Origin of the sequence: Acinetobacter legionensis, assembly GCF_048551735.1 — a bacterium.
Classification (GTDB): Bacteria; Pseudomonadota; Gammaproteobacteria; order Pseudomonadales; family Moraxellaceae; genus Acinetobacter.
The window spans coordinates 1-17791 of sequence record NZ_JBIMBV010000002.1 but is presented as its reverse complement, the minus strand read 5'-3'; the positions used below and the strand labels follow the sequence as shown (position 1 = coordinate 17791).

The window sequence follows — 17791 nt, the reverse complement described above, 5'->3', positions numbered from 1 at the left end:
CCTATAGTGCTGCTAAAGAGCTTAGTCTTTGAAGTTATTAAATTGTAAAGGTACACCGAATTGTTGTTCTTTTAAAAATGCCATAACTTGCTGTAATGTATCGCGCTTTTTATCAGTTACACGTATCTTGTCACCTTGGATAGAAGATTGCACTTTGACACCACTTTCTTTAATGGCTTTATTAATTTTTTTTGCAGTATCTGAGTCAAGTCCGTCTTTAAGCTTGATCACTTGAACAATGTTTTTACCTGAAGCCGTCATTTTTTGTGGATCAAGGGCTTGAATATCAACTTTACGTTTAAAGAAATGATTTTCGAGCATGCTATAGACTTGTTCGCACTGGAAATCACTTTCAGTTGAAATTTTAATTTCTTTGGCTTTTTCATTAATTTCGATTGAAACGTCCTGACCACGGAAGTCAAAGCGTGTTGCAATTTCTTTTTGGGTGTTTTGAACAGCGTGATTTACTTCAAAAATCTCTAATTCTGAAACAATATCGAAAGATGGCATAGTTTAGACCTTTACAAATGGAAAGAATATCTGAGATGCTAGGGATGTTTTCTTCATTTGCCAAGTGTTGTTTACATCAAAGGAGTGCACAATGATCCGTAAATTAGAAATTACAACATTTGAGTTCCCAGAAAATGCCGTTATCTGGGATGTTCGTGATGCAAAAGCCTTTGCCGAAGGCCATGTTAAAGGTGCTGTAAATCAGCCTATAGATGGTTTAAGTGCTGAGAGCTTAACTCAAGTGAATTCGGATCAGTCCATTTACATTTTATGTGGTGGTGGAAGTAAAGCGCCTCGAGCTGCTGAAAAATTAGAGAGTTTAGATGGTTCTCGTGATTACGTTGTGCTTATGGGGGGAACACGTGCAGCACGTGATGCAGGCCTCCCATTAGAACAGGGTTCGTAAAAAAGCGCCGAAAGGCGCTTTTTTATTACAAATAATCAATAAAAAAGAATCATGGTTGTATCGGTTTAAAATAAGGTTTTTTCTCTTTTACTTTCTTTTGAAAGCGGTTTGGATTTAATTTTTGCAATAAATTTTGAGAAATCGGGCAAGCTTGATGAAGGACCAAAGCTACCAAGATTTCACTACACAAGGGCGCAAATAAAAAACCTTTAGAGCCCAGCCCAGAAAATGTATAAACCTCTTTCTCAGCTTCAACTTTTCCCAGTAATGGAAAATAGTCCAGACTTTGAGCACGTACTGAAGCACGACCTTGCCATTCATCTACTTTGCAGAGCGATTCTGCGTATTGTGGAAACACACTGTGGATAAGTTCATAGTTATGCACATGGTCTTCAAGCAAAACTTCAGTGTCATCACGATTGGGATAAAAAGAAGCACCTAAAATCAAATGCTGCTCATCAAGCTGCATACAATAGCCTCCATAACTGTAGGCATATTGCGGATCTAATCGGTGTTTAACATTGTTGAGCCAACTGACTTGTCCACGGATCGGGTTGAGTATCGGGAACTGCTCAAAAAAAGCATGGCTTTCTTTGGCACAACATACAATCACATGATTAAAATCACCAAGATCTGTGTGTTGGCTATCTTGTAGTGTTAATTGATGGTGATTCGATTGAGCAATACTATGAATGTGAGCATGTTTAAATTGAATCAGTGGATGTTCAAGAATTTGGTCTTTGAGTTGCTGAGGATAAATTGAACCTGCTTGAGTGAGCTGTAAACTCTCTAGTGTGGTTTTTAGCTCTAAATCATCGGATGTTTGGTTTTTAAGTAAACCTTGGGGATACTGCGCTGCTAAATCCAATAAATGCTCAGTATTTTTTTGTGCTAATTGTTGAACGGCAATAGGACGAAAAGCCTGAAATTTTGGATAATGCTGCAAAGCATGTTGCCAAGCCAAGGTCATTAAATGTTCCGAACTTTGCTCGATAGGGCAGAGTTTCGGATTTAATAAGGCCAGAGGGTTACCAGAAGCACCTGCTAAAGGCGCTGATTGGTCGTAAATTGTAACTTGATGTCCTCTTTGGGCAAATCCCCATGCGCAGCTTAAACCTGCAATTCCAGCGCCAATGATGGCAATGTGGCGTTGATGTAAATTGTTTTGAGTTTTCCATATTTTTTTTTGAATGTTTTGTGCTACAAGTTCTATTGACTGCGATTGATTTTCTTCGACTGCTTGTTCAGGCGCACTCCAAATGGCTTGTAGCATTTCACGTTTATGACCAAAACCACGCGGACGTGAAATAGTGATTCCATGCTGCTTTAGACCCCGTTTAAGCACACCTGCTACGCTAAATGAGGCAAAAGTTGTTCCAAAATCTGACAGTCTGACAATATTGTTTAAAACTTTGTCTTCCCACATGTCTGGATTACAAGAGGGGGCAAATCCATCTAAAAACCATGCGTTCACTTGTTGAGATTTAACCATTGCTGGAAATACATCATGTGCATCACCTAACCACAGATCAATTGAAAAACGTGCTTCTGGAAAGCTTAAACGGTGACAACCTGCGATGGGCAATGGATAGTGTTGAATCAACTGATCAGAAAATTGTTGAAGTTCAGTCCACACCTTTAACGCACGGGTTAAATCCTGTTTAGACAAGGGGAACTTTTCTACACTGATTACATGTAAGTGGCTGTGATTCTTTGGACGAACATTGTGCCAAAGTTGCCACAATGCCAAAATATTTAATCCTGTACCAAAGCCAGTTTCACCAACACAGAAATATTCAAAATCATCTAAATCTGCAAGTCGTGTTGAAAGATCATTACCATTCAAAAATACGTGTCGGGTTTCAAGTAACCCGTTGTCTTTAGAAAAATAGACATCACCAAATTGTTTGGAAATTGGAACTTCAATTCCATCAATACATTGCCAGTCTAAATCGGCAGTTTGAATGGCATTTGACAAAGCAGATTACCTTTTAATAATTAAAATGAAAAAACCTGACATTTCGCAGTATCAGGTTAAAGCGTGAAACTTTCTAAGCACAAAGTCAAAGCAGTGGGCTTACCACTGACGACGACGTTTGGTATAGATATAGCTTGCGATTAAAAAGCCAAGTAAAACACCAACAGCAATGGTCGCAGCACCATATAAGAACATTTGCGCACTTTGTTCACTTTGTAGAACTTGAACTTGTACACCCAGATTGTCATTTTTGAGTTGTAATTCTTGGTTCTGTGAAAGGGCTTCTAAATTGGCCTTTTCAAGTTGCTGTAAACGTGTTGCTTGGTCTTTAACCAAAGCTTTAGCTTTGGCATCTTGAGATGCTTTTTCTTTGCTAATTTGTTCAGCCGTTAAAGGTTTATTTTCTTGCGCTTGAGCCTGCGTTTGGATGCTGGAATTTGCACCTGCTACAGCAGGAATAATACTCGGTTTTGGCGGTGCAACAGGTTGGGCCACCTGAGTAGGCGCTGCCGTCGTTGCTTGAGTCGCTGAAGATTGAGTAGGCTCAGCCGAGACAAGGGGGGATAAAAGTACAAAAGAACTTAAAGTCAGACTAAGTAAGCTTTGGACGACAACGCGCATTATGTTATCCCTTAGGCAATGCTTTATTGAATGGTTTAACATCAATATGACTATAAATTCCTTCTTTTAAGAAAGGTTCGTCTTTTAACCATTCATCCAAAGCTTCACGGCTGTCAAAATCGAGAATTAAAGTACTGCCATAAAAACCTGCTTGTGGATTTTCACGATCAATCGGCATCGCGCCGGCCACGATGACACGGCCTTCAGCATCTAACTTTTCGAGTCGAGCTAAATGTTGTGGACGCACAGCAAGACGTTTTTCTACTGTACCTGCTTGATCGGTACAAGTAATTACAAATAATGGCATGATATTTCTCGATTTTCTAAAACACTTTATTCGTCGGTAGATTTAAAGTGTTTTCGTAATATAACAAACTGGATAATAATAAAGGAAAACATGACAATCATGTCACCAAATGCTGTAAATTCGCCCCAATATTTTCCACCTGCAAATAAAAATGCGAAGAAAATATGTAAACAAGACATGACAATGAACATCGCAGCCCATGCAAAGTTTAGATTTTTCCAACCTTTTTCAGTCAGGTTTAAGACTGGACCAAATAACCTTTGAATGAGTGGCTTCTTTTCTTTACCAAAATAAGGAGAGAGCAAGAAAGCGCCAGCAAAGGCTAAATTCAAAATTGCAGCTTTGAGACGAATATAAAAATCATCACTCAACATCAAGGTGATTCCACCAAAAATGACGGTCATGAACAAAACAAACCATTGTTGTTTATCCAGACGGAATTTTTGGAAAATAAATAGCGCACCATAGACCACAAGCATTGAAATAATCAGACCTGTAGTTGCAACAAGGATGTTGTTGTTGTTTACACCACCTGCTGAACCGATCAATTGTAATAATGGATGATCGGTGTTTTTAGGATCAACCGTTTTGTATAAATAAAAGAAAATTATGAGTGGCACAAAGTCTAAAAGTGCTTTCATGTTAAAGTATCTAGTCTGTTCAGGTTGATGGGATAGTATAAAAGATGCAAGGCATAGATTTACATACTCACAGTAATATTTCTGATGGAACTCTGACTCCAGAGTTATTGGTTCAAGCTGCCATCGAGAAAAGTATACATACACTTGCATTGACGGACCACGATAGCATGGATGGCTTAATACAAGCTGAACAATTTGCAAAAAATCAACCAATTCAAATCATTTCAGGTGTGGAAATCTCTAGTCAATGGTCTAGACCTGAGACTAAAAAAAGTTATGGTGTGCATATTGTTGCACTCAATATGCAAAATCCTGAACCATTACAACAGCTTTTAATGCAACAGAAGAAAATTCGTGCTGAGCGAGCCAAGCAAATCTGTGATTTGTTAATTCCTTTGATTCATCAGGATATTTATGCAGAAGTTGTGGCAAAGGTGGATGGTGAACCTGATCGGATTACTCGGACGCATATTGCCAAAACCCTTGTAGAAAAGGGTTTTGTTCAGCGCGCACAGCAGGCATTTGATAAATACATTAAGGAAGGTAAAAAAGCCTATGTAAAATTTGATGGTTTAGGTTTGGCAGAAACCATTCAGGTGATTCATGAAAGTCAAGGTTTTGCAGTATTGGCACACCCAACACGTTATGATTTATCAGCAACAAATACCCGTTATTTAATTGAAATCTTTGCACAATATGGTGGTGATGCTGTTGAGCTTCCACCAGCAATGGAACCTGCTTCAACACGACAAATGGTTGATCGAATGATTGCTGAACACGGTTTAAAAGTGTCTGTGGGGAGTGATTTCCATGGTGACAATATGCCTTGGATTAAATTAGGCAATATTCCACGTGTCAAAGAAGGGCAAGTTGGGATTTGGGAGAGTTTCAGATAATACACCTTGATGATGTATTCAAATACTTAGATTTTGAATGAGATCTGTTTTTGAAAGACATCTCATTTGAATGAAACAAAAAATCCCTCTAGAGCAGAGGGATTTGGGGTTGATTATAAAATCAGCTTTCTTTAACAGTATAAGGGTTTTCAAAGCCTAGTTTTTTCAAGATTTCAATTTCGAGTGCTTCCATTTCTTCAGCATCATCATCAGAAGTTTCATGGTCATAACCCATTAAATGTAAGGTGCCATGAACCAGCATATGAGTGAAATGCTCAATAGGTGTCTTTTGTTGTTCAATCGACTCTTGTAAAACCACGGGGATGCAAATGACTAAATCACCGATGGGTAATGCATCAAGCATGGGTAGAACTTCTTCAGGAATCTCACTTGGAAAAGACAATACATTGGTGGGTTTGTCTTTTTCACGATATTCAAAATTTAATTTGTGACTTTCATCTTCATCAACACAAGCAATTCCGATTTCACAATCTTGGTCTACATCAATATGACGTAGTGTTGTTTCAATGACTTTTTTTACATAGACACGTTTGAGCACCAATTCTGGTGCTTCAAACGCTTGTTGTAACGATAAGCTAAGTTTCAAAAACAGTCCTTAAACATTTTCTTGATTTGCAGCAGAATGCTCTTCATGTTGAGCATCTGCGGCAGAATCATTTTCAGAAATTAAGGCTTCTTGACGTGCTTTACGTTCTGCACGAGCTTCAGCACTTAAACGGTATTGTTCACTGTCCCATCCTTCATAAGCCTCTACAATTTTTTGTACCAGCTGGTGACGAACGACATCTCGGGAATGGAAGCGAGTGATGTGAATTTCTTTGATCTTTTCGATGATACGCAATGCGTGAGCAAGACCCGATTGTTGCCCGCGTGGTAAATCGACTTGTGTAATATCCCCAGTGATCACTGCACGAGAACCAAAACCTAAACGGGTCAAAAACATCTTCATCTGTTCAGGGGTGGTGTTTTGTGCTTCATCGAGAATTACAAAGGAGTGATTTAATGTACGACCACGCATATAAGCAAGTGGTGCAACTTCAATCACTTGGCGCTCAATCAGTTTTGCAACTTTTTCGAAGCCCAGCATTTCATACAATGCATCATAAAGCGGGCGTAGATATGGGTCGATCTTTTGGCTTAAATCGCCCGGCAAGAAACCGAGTTTTTCCCCAGCTTCAACAGCAGGGCGAACCAAAAGGATACGTTGAATTTCATTACGTTCAAGCATATCTACCGCAGCAGCGACTGCAAGATAGGTTTTACCTGTACCTGCAGGGCCGATTCCAAAAGAAATATCGCTTTGTAGAATACGTTGTACATAACGTTTTTGATTGGCACCACGAGGGTTAATTCGACCTTTACGCGTTTGCAACCAGACATCATCTAAACCGGTATGCTCATTGTCTGAAAGGTCGTCTTGTAACTCACGGTCAGTTTGGCTGCCTTGAATCATCAAATGAATCGTATCAGCACTGATTTGCTGAGAGAGTTCAGCTTCTGCATGCAAACGCTGCAATAAACCTTCAGCTCTCTCAACGGCTTCTAAATCACCATCGATATAGAAGTTATCGTTGCGATGAGAAATGTTGACATTTAAACGTTGTTCGATTTGTTTCAGATGACCGTTATAAGCACCTAACATGCTTTTTAAACGTTCAACTGAAATACCTGGAAAAGCTACTGTACGTCGAATCGCTGCAGTCAAGAGATATCCTTTTTAAAGTAAAGTCTATACCCTTACATTACGCCACGTCAGGCTCAAGATTCAAGAGTTCTCCATAAACTAAATTTAGGGTCTTAATCTCTGTAACCTCAATCTCTGCAAAGCGTCCGACCCAAGAGGCGTCACCTACAAATGTTACTAAACGTGTATTGTCAGCTGTACCGACCAATAAATTTGGATCTTTATTAGAAACATTTTCAACCAGCACACGTTGAATGGTGCCTAACATCGCATCGGTTTTACGAATACTTGATTGCTTAATCCAGTGTTGAACTTTGGCTAAACGTTCTTTCTTGACTGCATCAGAGGTGTCATCAGGTAATTCAGACGCTGGTGTGCCAGGACGTTTTGAATAAACAAAACTATAAGAATGATCAAAGTCTAAATCTTGGATAAACTGATAGGTTTCTTCAAAATGTGCATCAGTTTCACCGGGGAAGCCGATAATAAAATCTGAAGATAAATGCATATCTGGACGAGCTTTACGCAGTTTGGCAATTTTTTCGATATAGACATCAATGGTGTGGTTACGCTTCATCGCTTGTAACACATCATTTGAGCCACTTTGTACTGGTAAATGCAGATGTGAAACCATTTGTGGTAGGTCACGGTAGCATTGAATCAAATCTTCATTAAATTCGAGCGGATGTGATGTTGTATAACGTAAACGACCGATTCCTGGAATCTCTGCAACCAAACGTAATAAATCTGCAAAGGTACAAATTTCACCTTCAAAAGTTTCACCACGATAGCCGTTTACATTTTGTCCTAAAAGGCTGATTTCGCGAACGCCTTTTTCAGCTAAACCGGCGATTTCTGCCAAGACATCATCCAAAGGACGAGAAACTTCTTCACCACGAGTATAAGGAACCACACAGAAAGAACAGTATTTCGAGCAACCTTCCATGATTGAAACAAACGCTTTGTAACCTTCAACACGAGGTTCAGGTAAAAAGTCGAATTTTTCAATATCAGGGAATGAAATATCTACAAGTTTAATTTTATCTTTCTTCGGCTTTTCAATTTGCTCAACATGCTGATCCAGCATTTGTGGTAAACGGTGCAATGTTTGAGGGCCAAAAACCATATCGACATACGGTGCACGTTTTTGAATGTTGTCGCCTTCTTGAGAAGCAACACATCCACCAACACCGATAACGAGATCAGGATTTTTTTCTTTTAATTTGCGCCAGCGACCCAACTCAGAAAATACTTTTTCTTGGGCTTTTTCTCGAATTGAGCAGGTATTCATTAACAGGATATCTGCGTCACTTGGATCTTTGGTTAAAATATAACCGTGTGAGTCGCCTAAAAGATCTGCCATACGATGACTGTCATACTCATTCATCTGACACCCTTGCGTTTCGATATACAGTTTTTTTACTGCACCGTCGGCTGGGGTGTGCTGTGGCTGGGTTACAGTGTTTTCTGAGGCAGCTTTGGCACCATTGGGAATGAAGGTTTGAACCGTCATGGAGGCGTCTTTCCTATGAATAAAGGGAGTTTTGAATGTGTACTAAGCCTGCTATTTTAACAGACTCATAAAAGGCGCGCCATTTTATAGTATTTAGAGTGAACTCAGGAAAATATTTAGCGTCTATTGCCATTTATTGAATTGTAGGGCATTGAAAATGAAAATTATGAAGAAAAAATAGAGAACAATATTAATGATGAATCATAAGGTTACATAACACAACAGTAGAAATGGATTAGAATAATTAAACTAGGCACAAATAAGTGCATCAGTATGTTAAAGGCACATCATGCAGGTTGAGAGAAAAACGGTGTTAAAGCAGCAACTTAAGCAAAATAAATTAAAACTTTACCTTTTAGGAACAGTTGCATGTACAAGCCTGCAAGTGGCTCATGCTGCTGAAGAGCAGTTTAATGATGCTTTACGTAATGCAAATAATCCAAGCGCTTTAGAACAATACCGTTATTCAATGCAAAATGATGCTTTGGGCTATTATCCTGAGTATTGGTCACTGAATTCAAATCTCGCTTTTCAACCTTCTGCAAATATCATTAGCTTTGCGCAACGTTATCCTCAATCGGCGATGGCGGAAAAGTTAGCTGCGGATTATGTCGAAGAAAAGGTTAAACAAGCAGATTACGCCAGTGCGCAGCCTGTATTGCAATATGTCTCTAATCCAGATCAAGCAGAACGTTGTGCCGTTGCTCAAGTTCGTGCGAAAACTGGTGACGTTTTGGTCTATGCTGAATTTAAAGATGTTTGGTTGGCAACCAATTCTCAACCTGAATCATGCAATGGTTTAGGCCGCATGATGCTTAGCAGCCCACTCATGACTGCTCAAGATCGTCAACAACGATTATATGCACAACTGAGAGCAGGGCAGTCTGGTCTAGCTATCGCTACCGCACAAACGATTGGGGTTAATTTATCATTAACCCAATTGAACCAAATCCAAGCCAATCCATTAAATTATTTATGGTCTGCACCAAAAAACAATGTAGAAGATTATGCTTATTTGGTTTATGCACTGGGTCGTGCAGCAGATACGGATTTAACCAGCGCTTTGCAGTCAGTACCTAAGTTGGTTCAGGGTGTACCAGCGGATGTACAAAAATATATTTATCGTACTGTCGGTTATATCGGCGGAACGACCGTTATGAAAAATAATTTTAATCGTGAAGTACTGCAAAATTTTGATGCAAGCTATGGTGTGCCATTCAGTGCAGAAGAAGCAGAAGTTTACGCACGACAAGCCATTCGATTTGGGGCTTGGGAAAGTGTAATTCGTGCAATAGACAGTATGAGTGTGACACAAAAGCAAGAAGACCGTTGGCAATATTGGTTGGCACGTGCTTCAGAACAACGCAATGATGCACAATCTAAAAGAACCGCCAAAGATATCTATCAACGATTGGCAATGTCGGGTGATGATTATCATAATTTGCTTGCCAAAGATCATTTGGGGCAAAAATATAATGATAGCCCTGCCAGAGAACAGCCTTCAACTGATGATCAGCAACGCTTAAATAGTGATATTCATTTCCGTCGTGCATTTACTTTGCGAAATATTAATGCGCCTGCAACATATACCAATAGGGAATGGAACTGGGCGGTACGTCAGGCATACTTAAAACATGATGATGGGCTGCTGCTTGCTGCCGCAAAACGTGCAACTGATATGGGTTGGTATGATCGTGCAATTTACGCAGCAGAACGTACTGAGAAAAAACATAACTATGTTTATCGTTATGCCACACCTCATCAGTCGTTGGTGGTAAGTCATAGCCGTAATGCGGGTATTGATCCAGCTTGGGCCTATGGTTTAATGCGCCAAGAAAGTCGTTTTGTGACTGCTGCTCGCTCACATGTTGGTGCAGGTGGTTTGATGCAAATCATGCCAGGCACTGCAAAGTTGGTGGCAAAACAAATGGGTGAAACTTATAATCCTGCCGCACTCAGTGATGCCAATACCAATATTCGCTATGGTACTTTCTATCTGTCCATGATTCATGGTCAATTAAGCAGTAACCCTGTCTTGGCAACAGCAGGATATAATGCTGGGCCAAATCGTGCGAAACGTTGGCAGCCAGATTATCAAAATCTTTCAGCTGATCAATATACGGAATCTATTCCTCTGAATGAAACACGTGACTATGTAAAAAATGTGATGACCAATGCAGCACATTATGGAATATTGTTGGGACAAGGGCCTCAAGCGATTGAAAGTCGTATGCCTGTTATTCCAACCCGTGTTTCACAATAAAACTATTTAGACTTGGATGAAACTTTGTTGGTAAATCAATGATTTTCAAAATTTTGCGTAAATTGAAAGAATTTTGCTTAGCATGGACCTTATGCTTTGTGGGATTTTTTGGGCTCAATATGCAGTTACATGCTGCACCGCAATTACAAGGCTATGTCATGCAAGTCCAGATGACACCTGCTGTATGTGCATTAGATTCCTCTAAACAAAAACAACGCAAATGTCTCGAAGGTTATTCATTAACAATCACAGGTTTATTGCCTGAAACGACAGAGCGAAATTGCACCACCAATACATCTGCAAGTTTAACGCCTCTACAAGCCAAGGTCGTTGCACGGGTAATGCCTGAGGAAAATGCGCGTATTCAATTGTGGCGTAGTGTGGGTGGCTGTGTTCCAATGAACGCGAGTCAATATTTTAGAACAGTGATTAATTTAGCAGATCGTTTGAAGATTCCTACAGATTTAACCAGCTCTGAAAATAAGAATGTACAACATAATGCGTTAAAAACTCAATTCGTTAGATTAAACCCGGGAATGAATAACGATAGTATCCGTTTTACTTGTCAAAGTTCATCATCAAACCCTGTATTAACCGAGGTTCAAGTGTGTTATCGGGTCAATGGTCAGTATAAACAATGTTCAAATCACATTGTTTCAAACTGCCCAAATACATTCTCAATCAAAGGGACTTATTAATTCTTCTGAGGTATTTTATTTATATTTCCTATCATACTTTTGTTGAAAAGCATTCTCTTTTACATGCAACTGTTAAAGGATTGGAGTACAATCTTTGCCGTTTATGATAATTCGATTAAAACGGATTTAACCGTTTAATCACATTAACGATCCTCATTGGAGATAATTACATGAAGCAACCTGTTCGCGTTGCCGTTACTGGCGCAGCTGGTCAAATCGGTTACAGCTTATTATTCCGTATCGCTAGCGGTGAAATGCTTGGTAAAGACCAACCCGTTATTTTGCAATTGTTAGAAGTTCCATTTGAGAAAGCTCAAGCTGCGCTTAAAGGCGTAATGATGGAATTAGATGACTGTGCTTTCCCATTATTGGCTGGCATGATCGGTACTGATGATCCAAAAGTTGCATTTAAAGATGCTGACTACGCGTTATTGGTTGGTTCACGTCCACGCGGTCCTGGTATGGAGCGTGCTGACTTGTTAAAAGTGAACGGTGAAATCTTCATTGGTCAAGGTCAAGCACTTAACGAAGTTGCGAGCCGTGACGTTAAAGTACTTGTTGTAGGTAACCCTGCAAATACAAATGCTTATATCGCAATGAAATCTGCTCCTGATCTTCCAGCGAAGAACTTCACAGCAATGTTGCGTCTTGACCATAACCGTGCGTTGACTCAAATTGCTCAAAAAGCAGGTGTTGCTGTAGCGGATATCAAAAATCTTACAGTTTGGGGTAACCACTCTCCAACAATGTATGCGGACTACCGTTTTGCAACTGCAAATGGCGTAAGCTTAAAAGACAAAATCAACGATGCTGATTGGAACGCAAATGTATTCCTTCCAACTGTTGGTAAACGTGGTGCTGCAATCATTGAAGCGCGTGGTCTTTCTTCAGCTGCTTCAGCTGCAAATGCTGCGATCGACCATATGCGTGATTGGGCGCTTGGCACCAATGGCGAGTGGGTAACAATGGGTATTCCTTCTGATGGATCTTATGGAATTCCTGAAGGTGTGATGTACGGTGTTCCTGTGATTTGTGAAAATGGCGAATACACACGTGTTGAAGGCTTAGAAATTGATGCATTCAGCCGTGAACGTATGGACAAAACACTTCAAGAGCTTGAAGAAGAACGCGCAGCTATTGCTGATATGCTTAAATAATTAAAACTTAATCTTTTAAAGATTAAATTTGAAAAAGCACTCTATTTAGGGTGCTTTTTTTAGATTCAAGTCAAACATTCTGAGAATCGATAATTTAACTTAAGCCAACTTTTGTTTGTTTTTTAATCACAAATTGAAACAAGAAAAATAAAATCTAGACTATCTTTTAAAATTATTTTCTTATAAGTTAATTGAATAAAACATGACAAATAAATTTATATAAGGAGGCAATATGATCAGGACGAACACACCATCCTTAGAATTACTATTTTCTCAACTTGGTTTGGCAAATAGTCCAGCAGCAATTGAGCTATATGTACGCACTCATCAATTGCCAGCAAATCTTTCATTACATGAAGCGCCATTTTGGAATAGATCTCAGCGTGACTTGTTAATTAGTCATTTGGTACAAGATGATGATTGGGCGATTTGGATTGATGAGTTAAACCAACAATTGCATCTAGATGCGTATAAGTTAACAGCTTAATGATTTAGTTTTCCCCAGAGCAACAAAAAGATGGCCAAATGGCCATCTTTTCTATTTCGCATCGATCAAATTAGTATTGATCAAAATCAATAAAAAATAGTGTCATTTTGAATGGGCATAATACTGCTGATCAATGCAATTTAGACTGAATCATTTGACTAAACCATGTCTCATTGCGAACAGGTCGAAATGCAGTATGTTGTTGCAGTAATGTTAAATCAAAATCAGTAGTCTTGATATATTTACTCAGCCAGTGACGAGTCAATGCAAATTCATTTTTACTCACAGATGCATAAGCCAACATAAAGTAAATATCAGCATGATGATGTTGCGCCAGTGGTTTTAATATCTGCTGAGTAATCAATGCATAACGTGATTCTTTAGTCAATTCAAAGTAAATCATATAGGCTTTGGCCAAATGCAAAGAAAGCTGAATGTACACTGACATTGGCATTTCTTCATATTCAAATCGTGCAGTTTCAAGCAACACAATTGCTTCTTGCAAAAAATGGATTTGTTCCTGCTTTGAATGACTTTTAGTGACCAGCTGTAAGCGTAAGTCCCCACGTTCAAGTGCAAGTTCAGGTGTATTGCCTGACAAATACAATTGATCTGTTTCCCCAATACGCGAGATGATTTGTTTTGTATTATCAAACATGTGCTGAATCCTCTGAATTTATGAAGAGTATTATGAGGCCTATTTCAATAATTTAAAGCTTGGCGCATAGAGATACAGCATTGCAAATTTGAAAACTGAGTATATTACAACACTGTATTGTCACTTCTTAGCCATGCGGTAATTGATAATCGCTGATGTTTGGCTTCTAGCACTTCATGTAATAAATCACTTTGGAACATAGCAATACGATTAGGCTGGGGTTCTATAATATGCCACACATTATTTTTATCCTGTAAGTGTAACTTTCCACCCCAGTCATCCTGCCATTCTTGGTGTAAATAATACACCGTAGAAATCATACGGCCATTTTTACCTTGTGGATTATCACGATGAAGTGCATAGAATTCCCCTGCGTTATAGCAGGCAAAATGTGCTTCTACATCCTGAATGCCTAAATAAAATGAGTAGTTTAAAATTTGCGAGAGTTGTTTAAGTGCATCAATATGTTGTTGTGCGATCGTAAGCTCTTCATTGATCCACAAGATATGGTCGCTTCGAATATTGCTGATCACACCATTTTGAATTGCTGCTTCACGAAAGCGATTTAAATTTGAAGTACATTCTGCAACCAGTTCAAGTCCGTATTCAGCGGAGTAAGCATTATCAATGATGGTAAATCCATGTTGATCTAAATCATCAAGAATTTGATCAACATTCCATGACTTTGGGAGTAGCAGGGCTTCCATAAATTACCAAAAAATAGTGCAATAAAGATATGTTGTTATATTAGAACAAACGATGGACAGTGAAGAAATATTTTTTCGTGTTAAAATGATTATTGAACTCAGGAATTAATCGAAACATGAATTACCGTCACCATTTCCATGCAGGCAACTTTGCCGATGTCATGAAACATGTGTTATTGCTGCAACTTTTGACACGTCTAAATACTAAAGACAAACCATATCGCTATATAGATACACATGGTGGTGCAGGTAAATATGATTTATCTACTTCTGAAGCACAAAAATCAGGAGAATTCTTAACCGGTATTCATCGTCTGGTTAAGCTTGATGAGTCGATTAAACGTAATGCGCCTGAAGGTGTAAAACAATATCTTAAAATTGTTGAAGATATGCGTGCAGGTTCAGGTAAAGGTGCTTATCCAGGTTCACCTTGGTTTGCGCTTGAAGGCATGCGTGATATTGATAAAGCGACTATTTTTGAAATGCAGCGTGATGTGTTTCAACAATTGTATTTTAATATTCGTGATAAACGCGCGGGTTTACATGAGCGTGATGCTTATGAAGGCCTTTTGGGGGTTATTCCACCCAAAGAAAAACGTGGTTTGGTGATGATCGATCCACCTTATGAATTAGAACGTAAGGACTTTCCGCAACTGGTCGAGTTGATTGCCACTGCACATAAAAAATGGCCAACAGGTGTATTTGCAATTTGGTATCCAATTAAAGACCGTGCCATGATTGATCGTTTTGAAAAGAAAATGATGAAAACAGGGATTCGCCGTCAGTTGGTCTGTGAAGTTTGTGTTTGGCCAGATGACACACCAGTTGGGTTGAATGGTTGTGGTTTGTTGGTGATTAACCCACCTTGGAAATTCTCTAACGATGCTGATGAGGCATTGCAATGGTTGTTCCCACATTTACGTATGAGTGAAAATGGTGGACATGCTGCTGTTCGCTGGTTAGTGGGTGAATGATCCATTCGATTGGATATCAACAGAAACATGAACGATGGTGTGAATTACAAATTAAGACGAAATAAATTGAGTAATTCACATCAATTTCACTTAAAAATGAATGTGATAAAATATTTAAGTGAGATATCAACAGCTCTATCAGAGCCATAGATAGGATTCAAAAAATGACAAATATAAATAAACCAGAAAGCCCAAACTCTTCTAATCAAGACCATGGATTTGATGGCATTACTTTTGAAGTGGAAGAAGAAGAGCATACCCATGAAGGGCAGAAGGTCAAACGTCGCGGAATCTATTTGTGGCCAAACCTGATTACAACTTCTGCGTTGTTATCTGGCTTTTATTCGATTATTGCTAGTATGAATGGTGACTTCACTCAAGCTGTTTATGCAATATTCCTTGCAGCACTATTTGATGGTTTGGATGGTCGTGTTGCTCGTGCAATTGGTGCACAAAGTGCTTTTGGTGAACAATTCGATTCACTTTCAGATTTGTTGGCATTTGGTGTTGCCCCTGCGATTTTAATGTATAGCTGGAGTTTGCATGATCTAGGGCGGATTGGCTTGGCTGCTTGTTTTGTTTATACCGCATGTGCTGCATTTCGTTTAGCACGCTTTAATGTACAAATTGGTGTGGTCGATAAGCGTTATTTCATTGGTGTCGCAAGCCCATTAGCAGCGATTATTATTATTGCATGGGTATGGGTTGGACAAGATTTTACCTATATTTTTGATTTAAAAGATGTTGCGATTCAAGCGACCAATGCATTTGTTATCATTGCAGTAGGTTTGTTGATGATTTCAAATATCAAATATTATTCTTTTAAAACTGTAGACCGCAAACGTGTTCCATTCTTTGTATTGCCTATAGCAGTTTTTATCCTTGCAGCAATCACTTATAATATTCCTGTAGGAATTTTAGTCATTTCGATTATCTATGCGATTTCTGGTTTTGTGACAACATTCTTAGCGAGAAAGAATACTGTTGAATAAAGTGTAAAAAGATAAAAGGGTAAGGGGGCTTGATATGCGGTTGTTTCAAGATTTCTTAGATCAGTCTAAACAGCTGAATCAAGCTCAAACGCCTATAGAACTTTGCTGTCATCCCCCTCAAGACAGGTATAAAATTATTCATCAAAAATTAGTGCTTGCCGATCTACCTGCACCATTGCATTACCTCAATTTTTTTAGTTTGATTGGACAGCCCAATAGTCCTGTTTTTTGCAATAACAATGAAATCTCGACAACTGCTTTAGATACAGCAACCCTGCTGGTCAGCTCTAGCCCTCATATGGTGGGGCAGCTAAGCTCATACTCAATTCAGCATGAATGCCAATTTCACACCGATGAAAATTGCAATGTAACCTATGCGTTTGGTCAAAAAGAAAAAGTGTTTGGAAAAGTTCCTCATTTTACTTTTCAAAGACTAGATGACGAATTGAGTGTGAATTTAAGTATTACGACATTGCCTTTAATTTCTCATTTTATTCATTTGAAATTTGGATTTGCGCAGCACTGGTCTTTGGTTGCGCACTGTAAAGGGACAATTCAATACAAAGATCAAAATTATGAAATTGAACAAAATGCTGTTTTTGAATATATGAAAACAGTAAATTTCCCTTATCTACCTTATGCACTATATACATATCAATTGATTCAAGTGAATGATGAATTACAGATTATTTTTATGCATAGTCGTGATCAGATGAATAATATTTTACATTCACGTATCTATATTCGAGATATTCAAAACAATGAAACAAAAATGCTTGATCGACAGGTCTGTTTCAATATTCACCGTGTGTTCCCTAAAGTCACAACAGTAAATCATCAGGAGATGTATTTACCACGCGAGTTCGAATGGCAATATCAAGATGAAAATACCAAAATTGATATTCAAGCACAAAGTCGTGGGGATTATAAATTTGGTTTAGCCGCGGGTTATGTTGGAAGTTTTTTTTATCAACTACATCTCAATGAAGAATATTATCAAGGTGAGAGTGGTTACTGTGAATATATAGATTGTCGTCCTTTAAAATGGCAGGAAATAGACAAAGACAATAAGTTATCAAACAAATCGAGCAATCCAGTGCTGATAATGCTTAAAAAATAGCTCAAAAAACAAAAAAAAGATCAATTTAGAATAATAAATAAGCAAGTGATAGAAAAAATGAAAAATAATTAAAAAAAGGGGTTGTGTTGGGAATGGAATGCTGTAGAATGCACATCCATCGGCGGTGATGTTAAATAAAACTTCTGATAAATCAGGCA

The 17791-nt window shown here is 38.7% G+C and carries 19 protein-coding genes; 9 read left to right on the top strand and 10 right to left on the bottom strand.

Annotation, left to right across the window (positions count from 1 at the left end; translation table 11 throughout):
- Positions 1 to 21: 21 nt before the first annotated feature.
- Positions 22 to 510, bottom strand: a complete 489-nt coding sequence (locus tag ACG9ZL_RS02040) for a YajQ family cyclic di-GMP-binding protein (protein WP_336952154.1) — start codon at positions 508 to 510, stop codon at positions 22 to 24.
- Positions 511 to 601: 91 nt separating this feature from the next.
- Here ACG9ZL_RS02040 and ACG9ZL_RS02035 point away from each other — a divergent pair, with 91 nt between their 5' ends.
- Positions 602 to 916: a rhodanese-like domain-containing protein gene (locus ACG9ZL_RS02035; protein ID WP_336952153.1), complete on the top strand. Its 315-nt coding sequence runs from the start codon at positions 602 to 604 to the stop codon at positions 914 to 916.
- Positions 917 to 965: 49 nt separating this feature from the next.
- Here the strand turns inward: ACG9ZL_RS02035 and mnmC are convergent, their stop codons facing one another.
- The 4 genes from mnmC to ACG9ZL_RS02015 all read right to left on the bottom strand — a co-directional run bounded on the left by mnmC (position 966) and on the right by ACG9ZL_RS02015 (position 4463).
- Positions 966 to 2894: a bifunctional tRNA (5-methylaminomethyl-2-thiouridine)(34)-methyltransferase MnmC2/FAD-dependent 5-carboxymethylaminomethyl-2-thiouridine(34) oxidoreductase MnmC1 gene (gene mnmC / locus ACG9ZL_RS02030; protein WP_419358899.1), complete on the bottom strand. Its 1929-nt coding sequence runs from the start codon at positions 2892 to 2894 to the stop codon at positions 966 to 968.
- A 99-nt stretch (positions 2895 to 2993) separates the two neighbouring features.
- Positions 2994 to 3515: an SH3 domain-containing protein gene (locus ACG9ZL_RS02025; RefSeq protein ID WP_336952150.1), complete on the bottom strand. Its 522-nt coding sequence runs from the start codon at positions 3513 to 3515 to the stop codon at positions 2994 to 2996.
- 4 nt (positions 3516 to 3519) lie between these two features.
- Positions 3520 to 3822: a YciI family protein gene (locus tag ACG9ZL_RS02020; RefSeq protein ID WP_004717974.1), complete on the bottom strand. Its 303-nt coding sequence runs from the start codon at positions 3820 to 3822 to the stop codon at positions 3520 to 3522.
- A gap of 26 nt (positions 3823 to 3848) precedes the next feature.
- A complete protein-coding gene (locus tag ACG9ZL_RS02015; protein ID WP_004717972.1) occupies positions 3849 to 4463 on the bottom strand; it encodes an inner membrane-spanning protein YciB in 615 nt (204 codons plus the stop codon).
- Between the two features lie 44 nt (positions 4464 to 4507).
- Here ACG9ZL_RS02015 and ACG9ZL_RS02010 point away from each other — a divergent pair, with 44 nt between their 5' ends.
- On the top strand, positions 4508 to 5359 hold the full coding sequence (locus ACG9ZL_RS02010; RefSeq protein ID WP_336952149.1) for a PHP domain-containing protein: 852 nt from the start codon (positions 4508 to 4510) through the stop codon (positions 5357 to 5359).
- Positions 5360 to 5480: 121 nt separating this feature from the next.
- Here ACG9ZL_RS02010 and ybeY read toward each other — a convergent pair whose 3' ends face one another.
- The 3 genes from ybeY to miaB are packed head-to-tail and all read right to left on the bottom strand — an operon-like array spanning position 5481 to position 8577.
- Positions 5481 to 5966 (bottom strand): rRNA maturation RNase YbeY, encoded by a 486-nt coding sequence (gene ybeY / locus ACG9ZL_RS02005; protein ID WP_004818840.1) that lies wholly within the window; start codon positions 5964 to 5966, stop codon positions 5481 to 5483.
- A gap of 9 nt (positions 5967 to 5975) precedes the next feature.
- The gene (locus tag ACG9ZL_RS02000; protein ID WP_419358896.1) at positions 5976 to 7085 is read right to left on the bottom strand and encodes a PhoH family protein; all 1110 of its coding nucleotides are present in this window, start codon (positions 7083 to 7085) and stop codon (positions 5976 to 5978) included.
- A 37-nt stretch (positions 7086 to 7122) separates the two neighbouring features.
- Positions 7123 to 8577 carry a tRNA (N6-isopentenyl adenosine(37)-C2)-methylthiotransferase MiaB gene (gene miaB, locus ACG9ZL_RS01995; RefSeq protein WP_004717965.1) on the bottom strand — a complete coding sequence of 485 codons (1455 nt, stop codon included), beginning with the start codon at positions 8575 to 8577 and terminating at the stop codon, positions 7123 to 7125.
- A gap of 289 nt (positions 8578 to 8866) precedes the next feature.
- On the opposite strand from miaB, the gene ACG9ZL_RS01990 reads away from it, so the two are divergent.
- From ACG9ZL_RS01990 to ACG9ZL_RS01975, 4 genes are all read left to right on the top strand, one after another.
- Complete coding sequence (locus tag ACG9ZL_RS01990) at positions 8867 to 10840, top strand: lytic transglycosylase domain-containing protein (protein ID WP_419358894.1); 1974 nt, start codon at positions 8867 to 8869, stop codon at positions 10838 to 10840.
- Positions 10841 to 10878: 38 nt separating this feature from the next.
- A complete protein-coding gene (locus ACG9ZL_RS01985; protein WP_419358893.1) occupies positions 10879 to 11538 on the top strand; it encodes a ribonuclease T2 family protein in 660 nt (219 codons plus the stop codon).
- Between the two features lie 170 nt (positions 11539 to 11708).
- On the top strand, positions 11709 to 12695 hold the full coding sequence (locus tag ACG9ZL_RS01980; protein ID WP_004717959.1) for a malate dehydrogenase: 987 nt from the start codon (positions 11709 to 11711) through the stop codon (positions 12693 to 12695).
- 232 nt (positions 12696 to 12927) lie between these two features.
- On the top strand, positions 12928 to 13182 hold the full coding sequence (locus tag ACG9ZL_RS01975; RefSeq protein WP_336952148.1) for a DUF2789 family protein: 255 nt from the start codon (positions 12928 to 12930) through the stop codon (positions 13180 to 13182).
- A 130-nt stretch (positions 13183 to 13312) separates the two neighbouring features.
- On the opposite strand, the gene ACG9ZL_RS01970 is transcribed toward ACG9ZL_RS01975, so the two are convergent.
- Both ACG9ZL_RS01970 and ACG9ZL_RS01965 read right to left on the bottom strand, forming a co-directional pair.
- Positions 13313 to 13840, bottom strand: coding sequence for a hypothetical protein (locus tag ACG9ZL_RS01970; protein ID WP_336952147.1), 528 nt, complete (start codon positions 13838 to 13840; stop codon positions 13313 to 13315).
- Positions 13841 to 13944: 104 nt separating this feature from the next.
- Positions 13945 to 14547 (bottom strand): 2OG-Fe(II) oxygenase, encoded by a 603-nt coding sequence (locus ACG9ZL_RS01965; RefSeq protein WP_336952146.1) that lies wholly within the window; start codon positions 14545 to 14547, stop codon positions 13945 to 13947.
- Positions 14548 to 14663: 116 nt separating this feature from the next.
- Between ACG9ZL_RS01965 and ACG9ZL_RS01960 the strand changes: the two genes are divergently transcribed.
- From ACG9ZL_RS01960 to ACG9ZL_RS01950, 3 genes are all read left to right on the top strand, one after another.
- Positions 14664 to 15521, top strand: coding sequence for a 23S rRNA (adenine(2030)-N(6))-methyltransferase RlmJ (locus ACG9ZL_RS01960; protein ID WP_004717951.1), 858 nt, complete (start codon positions 14664 to 14666; stop codon positions 15519 to 15521).
- A 164-nt stretch (positions 15522 to 15685) separates the two neighbouring features.
- On the top strand, positions 15686 to 16513 hold the full coding sequence (gene pssA / locus ACG9ZL_RS01955) for a CDP-diacylglycerol--serine O-phosphatidyltransferase (RefSeq protein WP_004717950.1): 828 nt from the start codon (positions 15686 to 15688) through the stop codon (positions 16511 to 16513).
- Positions 16514 to 16547: 34 nt separating this feature from the next.
- On the top strand, positions 16548 to 17633 hold the full coding sequence (locus ACG9ZL_RS01950; protein WP_419358891.1) for a DUF6670 family protein: 1086 nt from the start codon (positions 16548 to 16550) through the stop codon (positions 17631 to 17633).
- Positions 17634 to 17791: the final 158 nt, after the last annotated feature.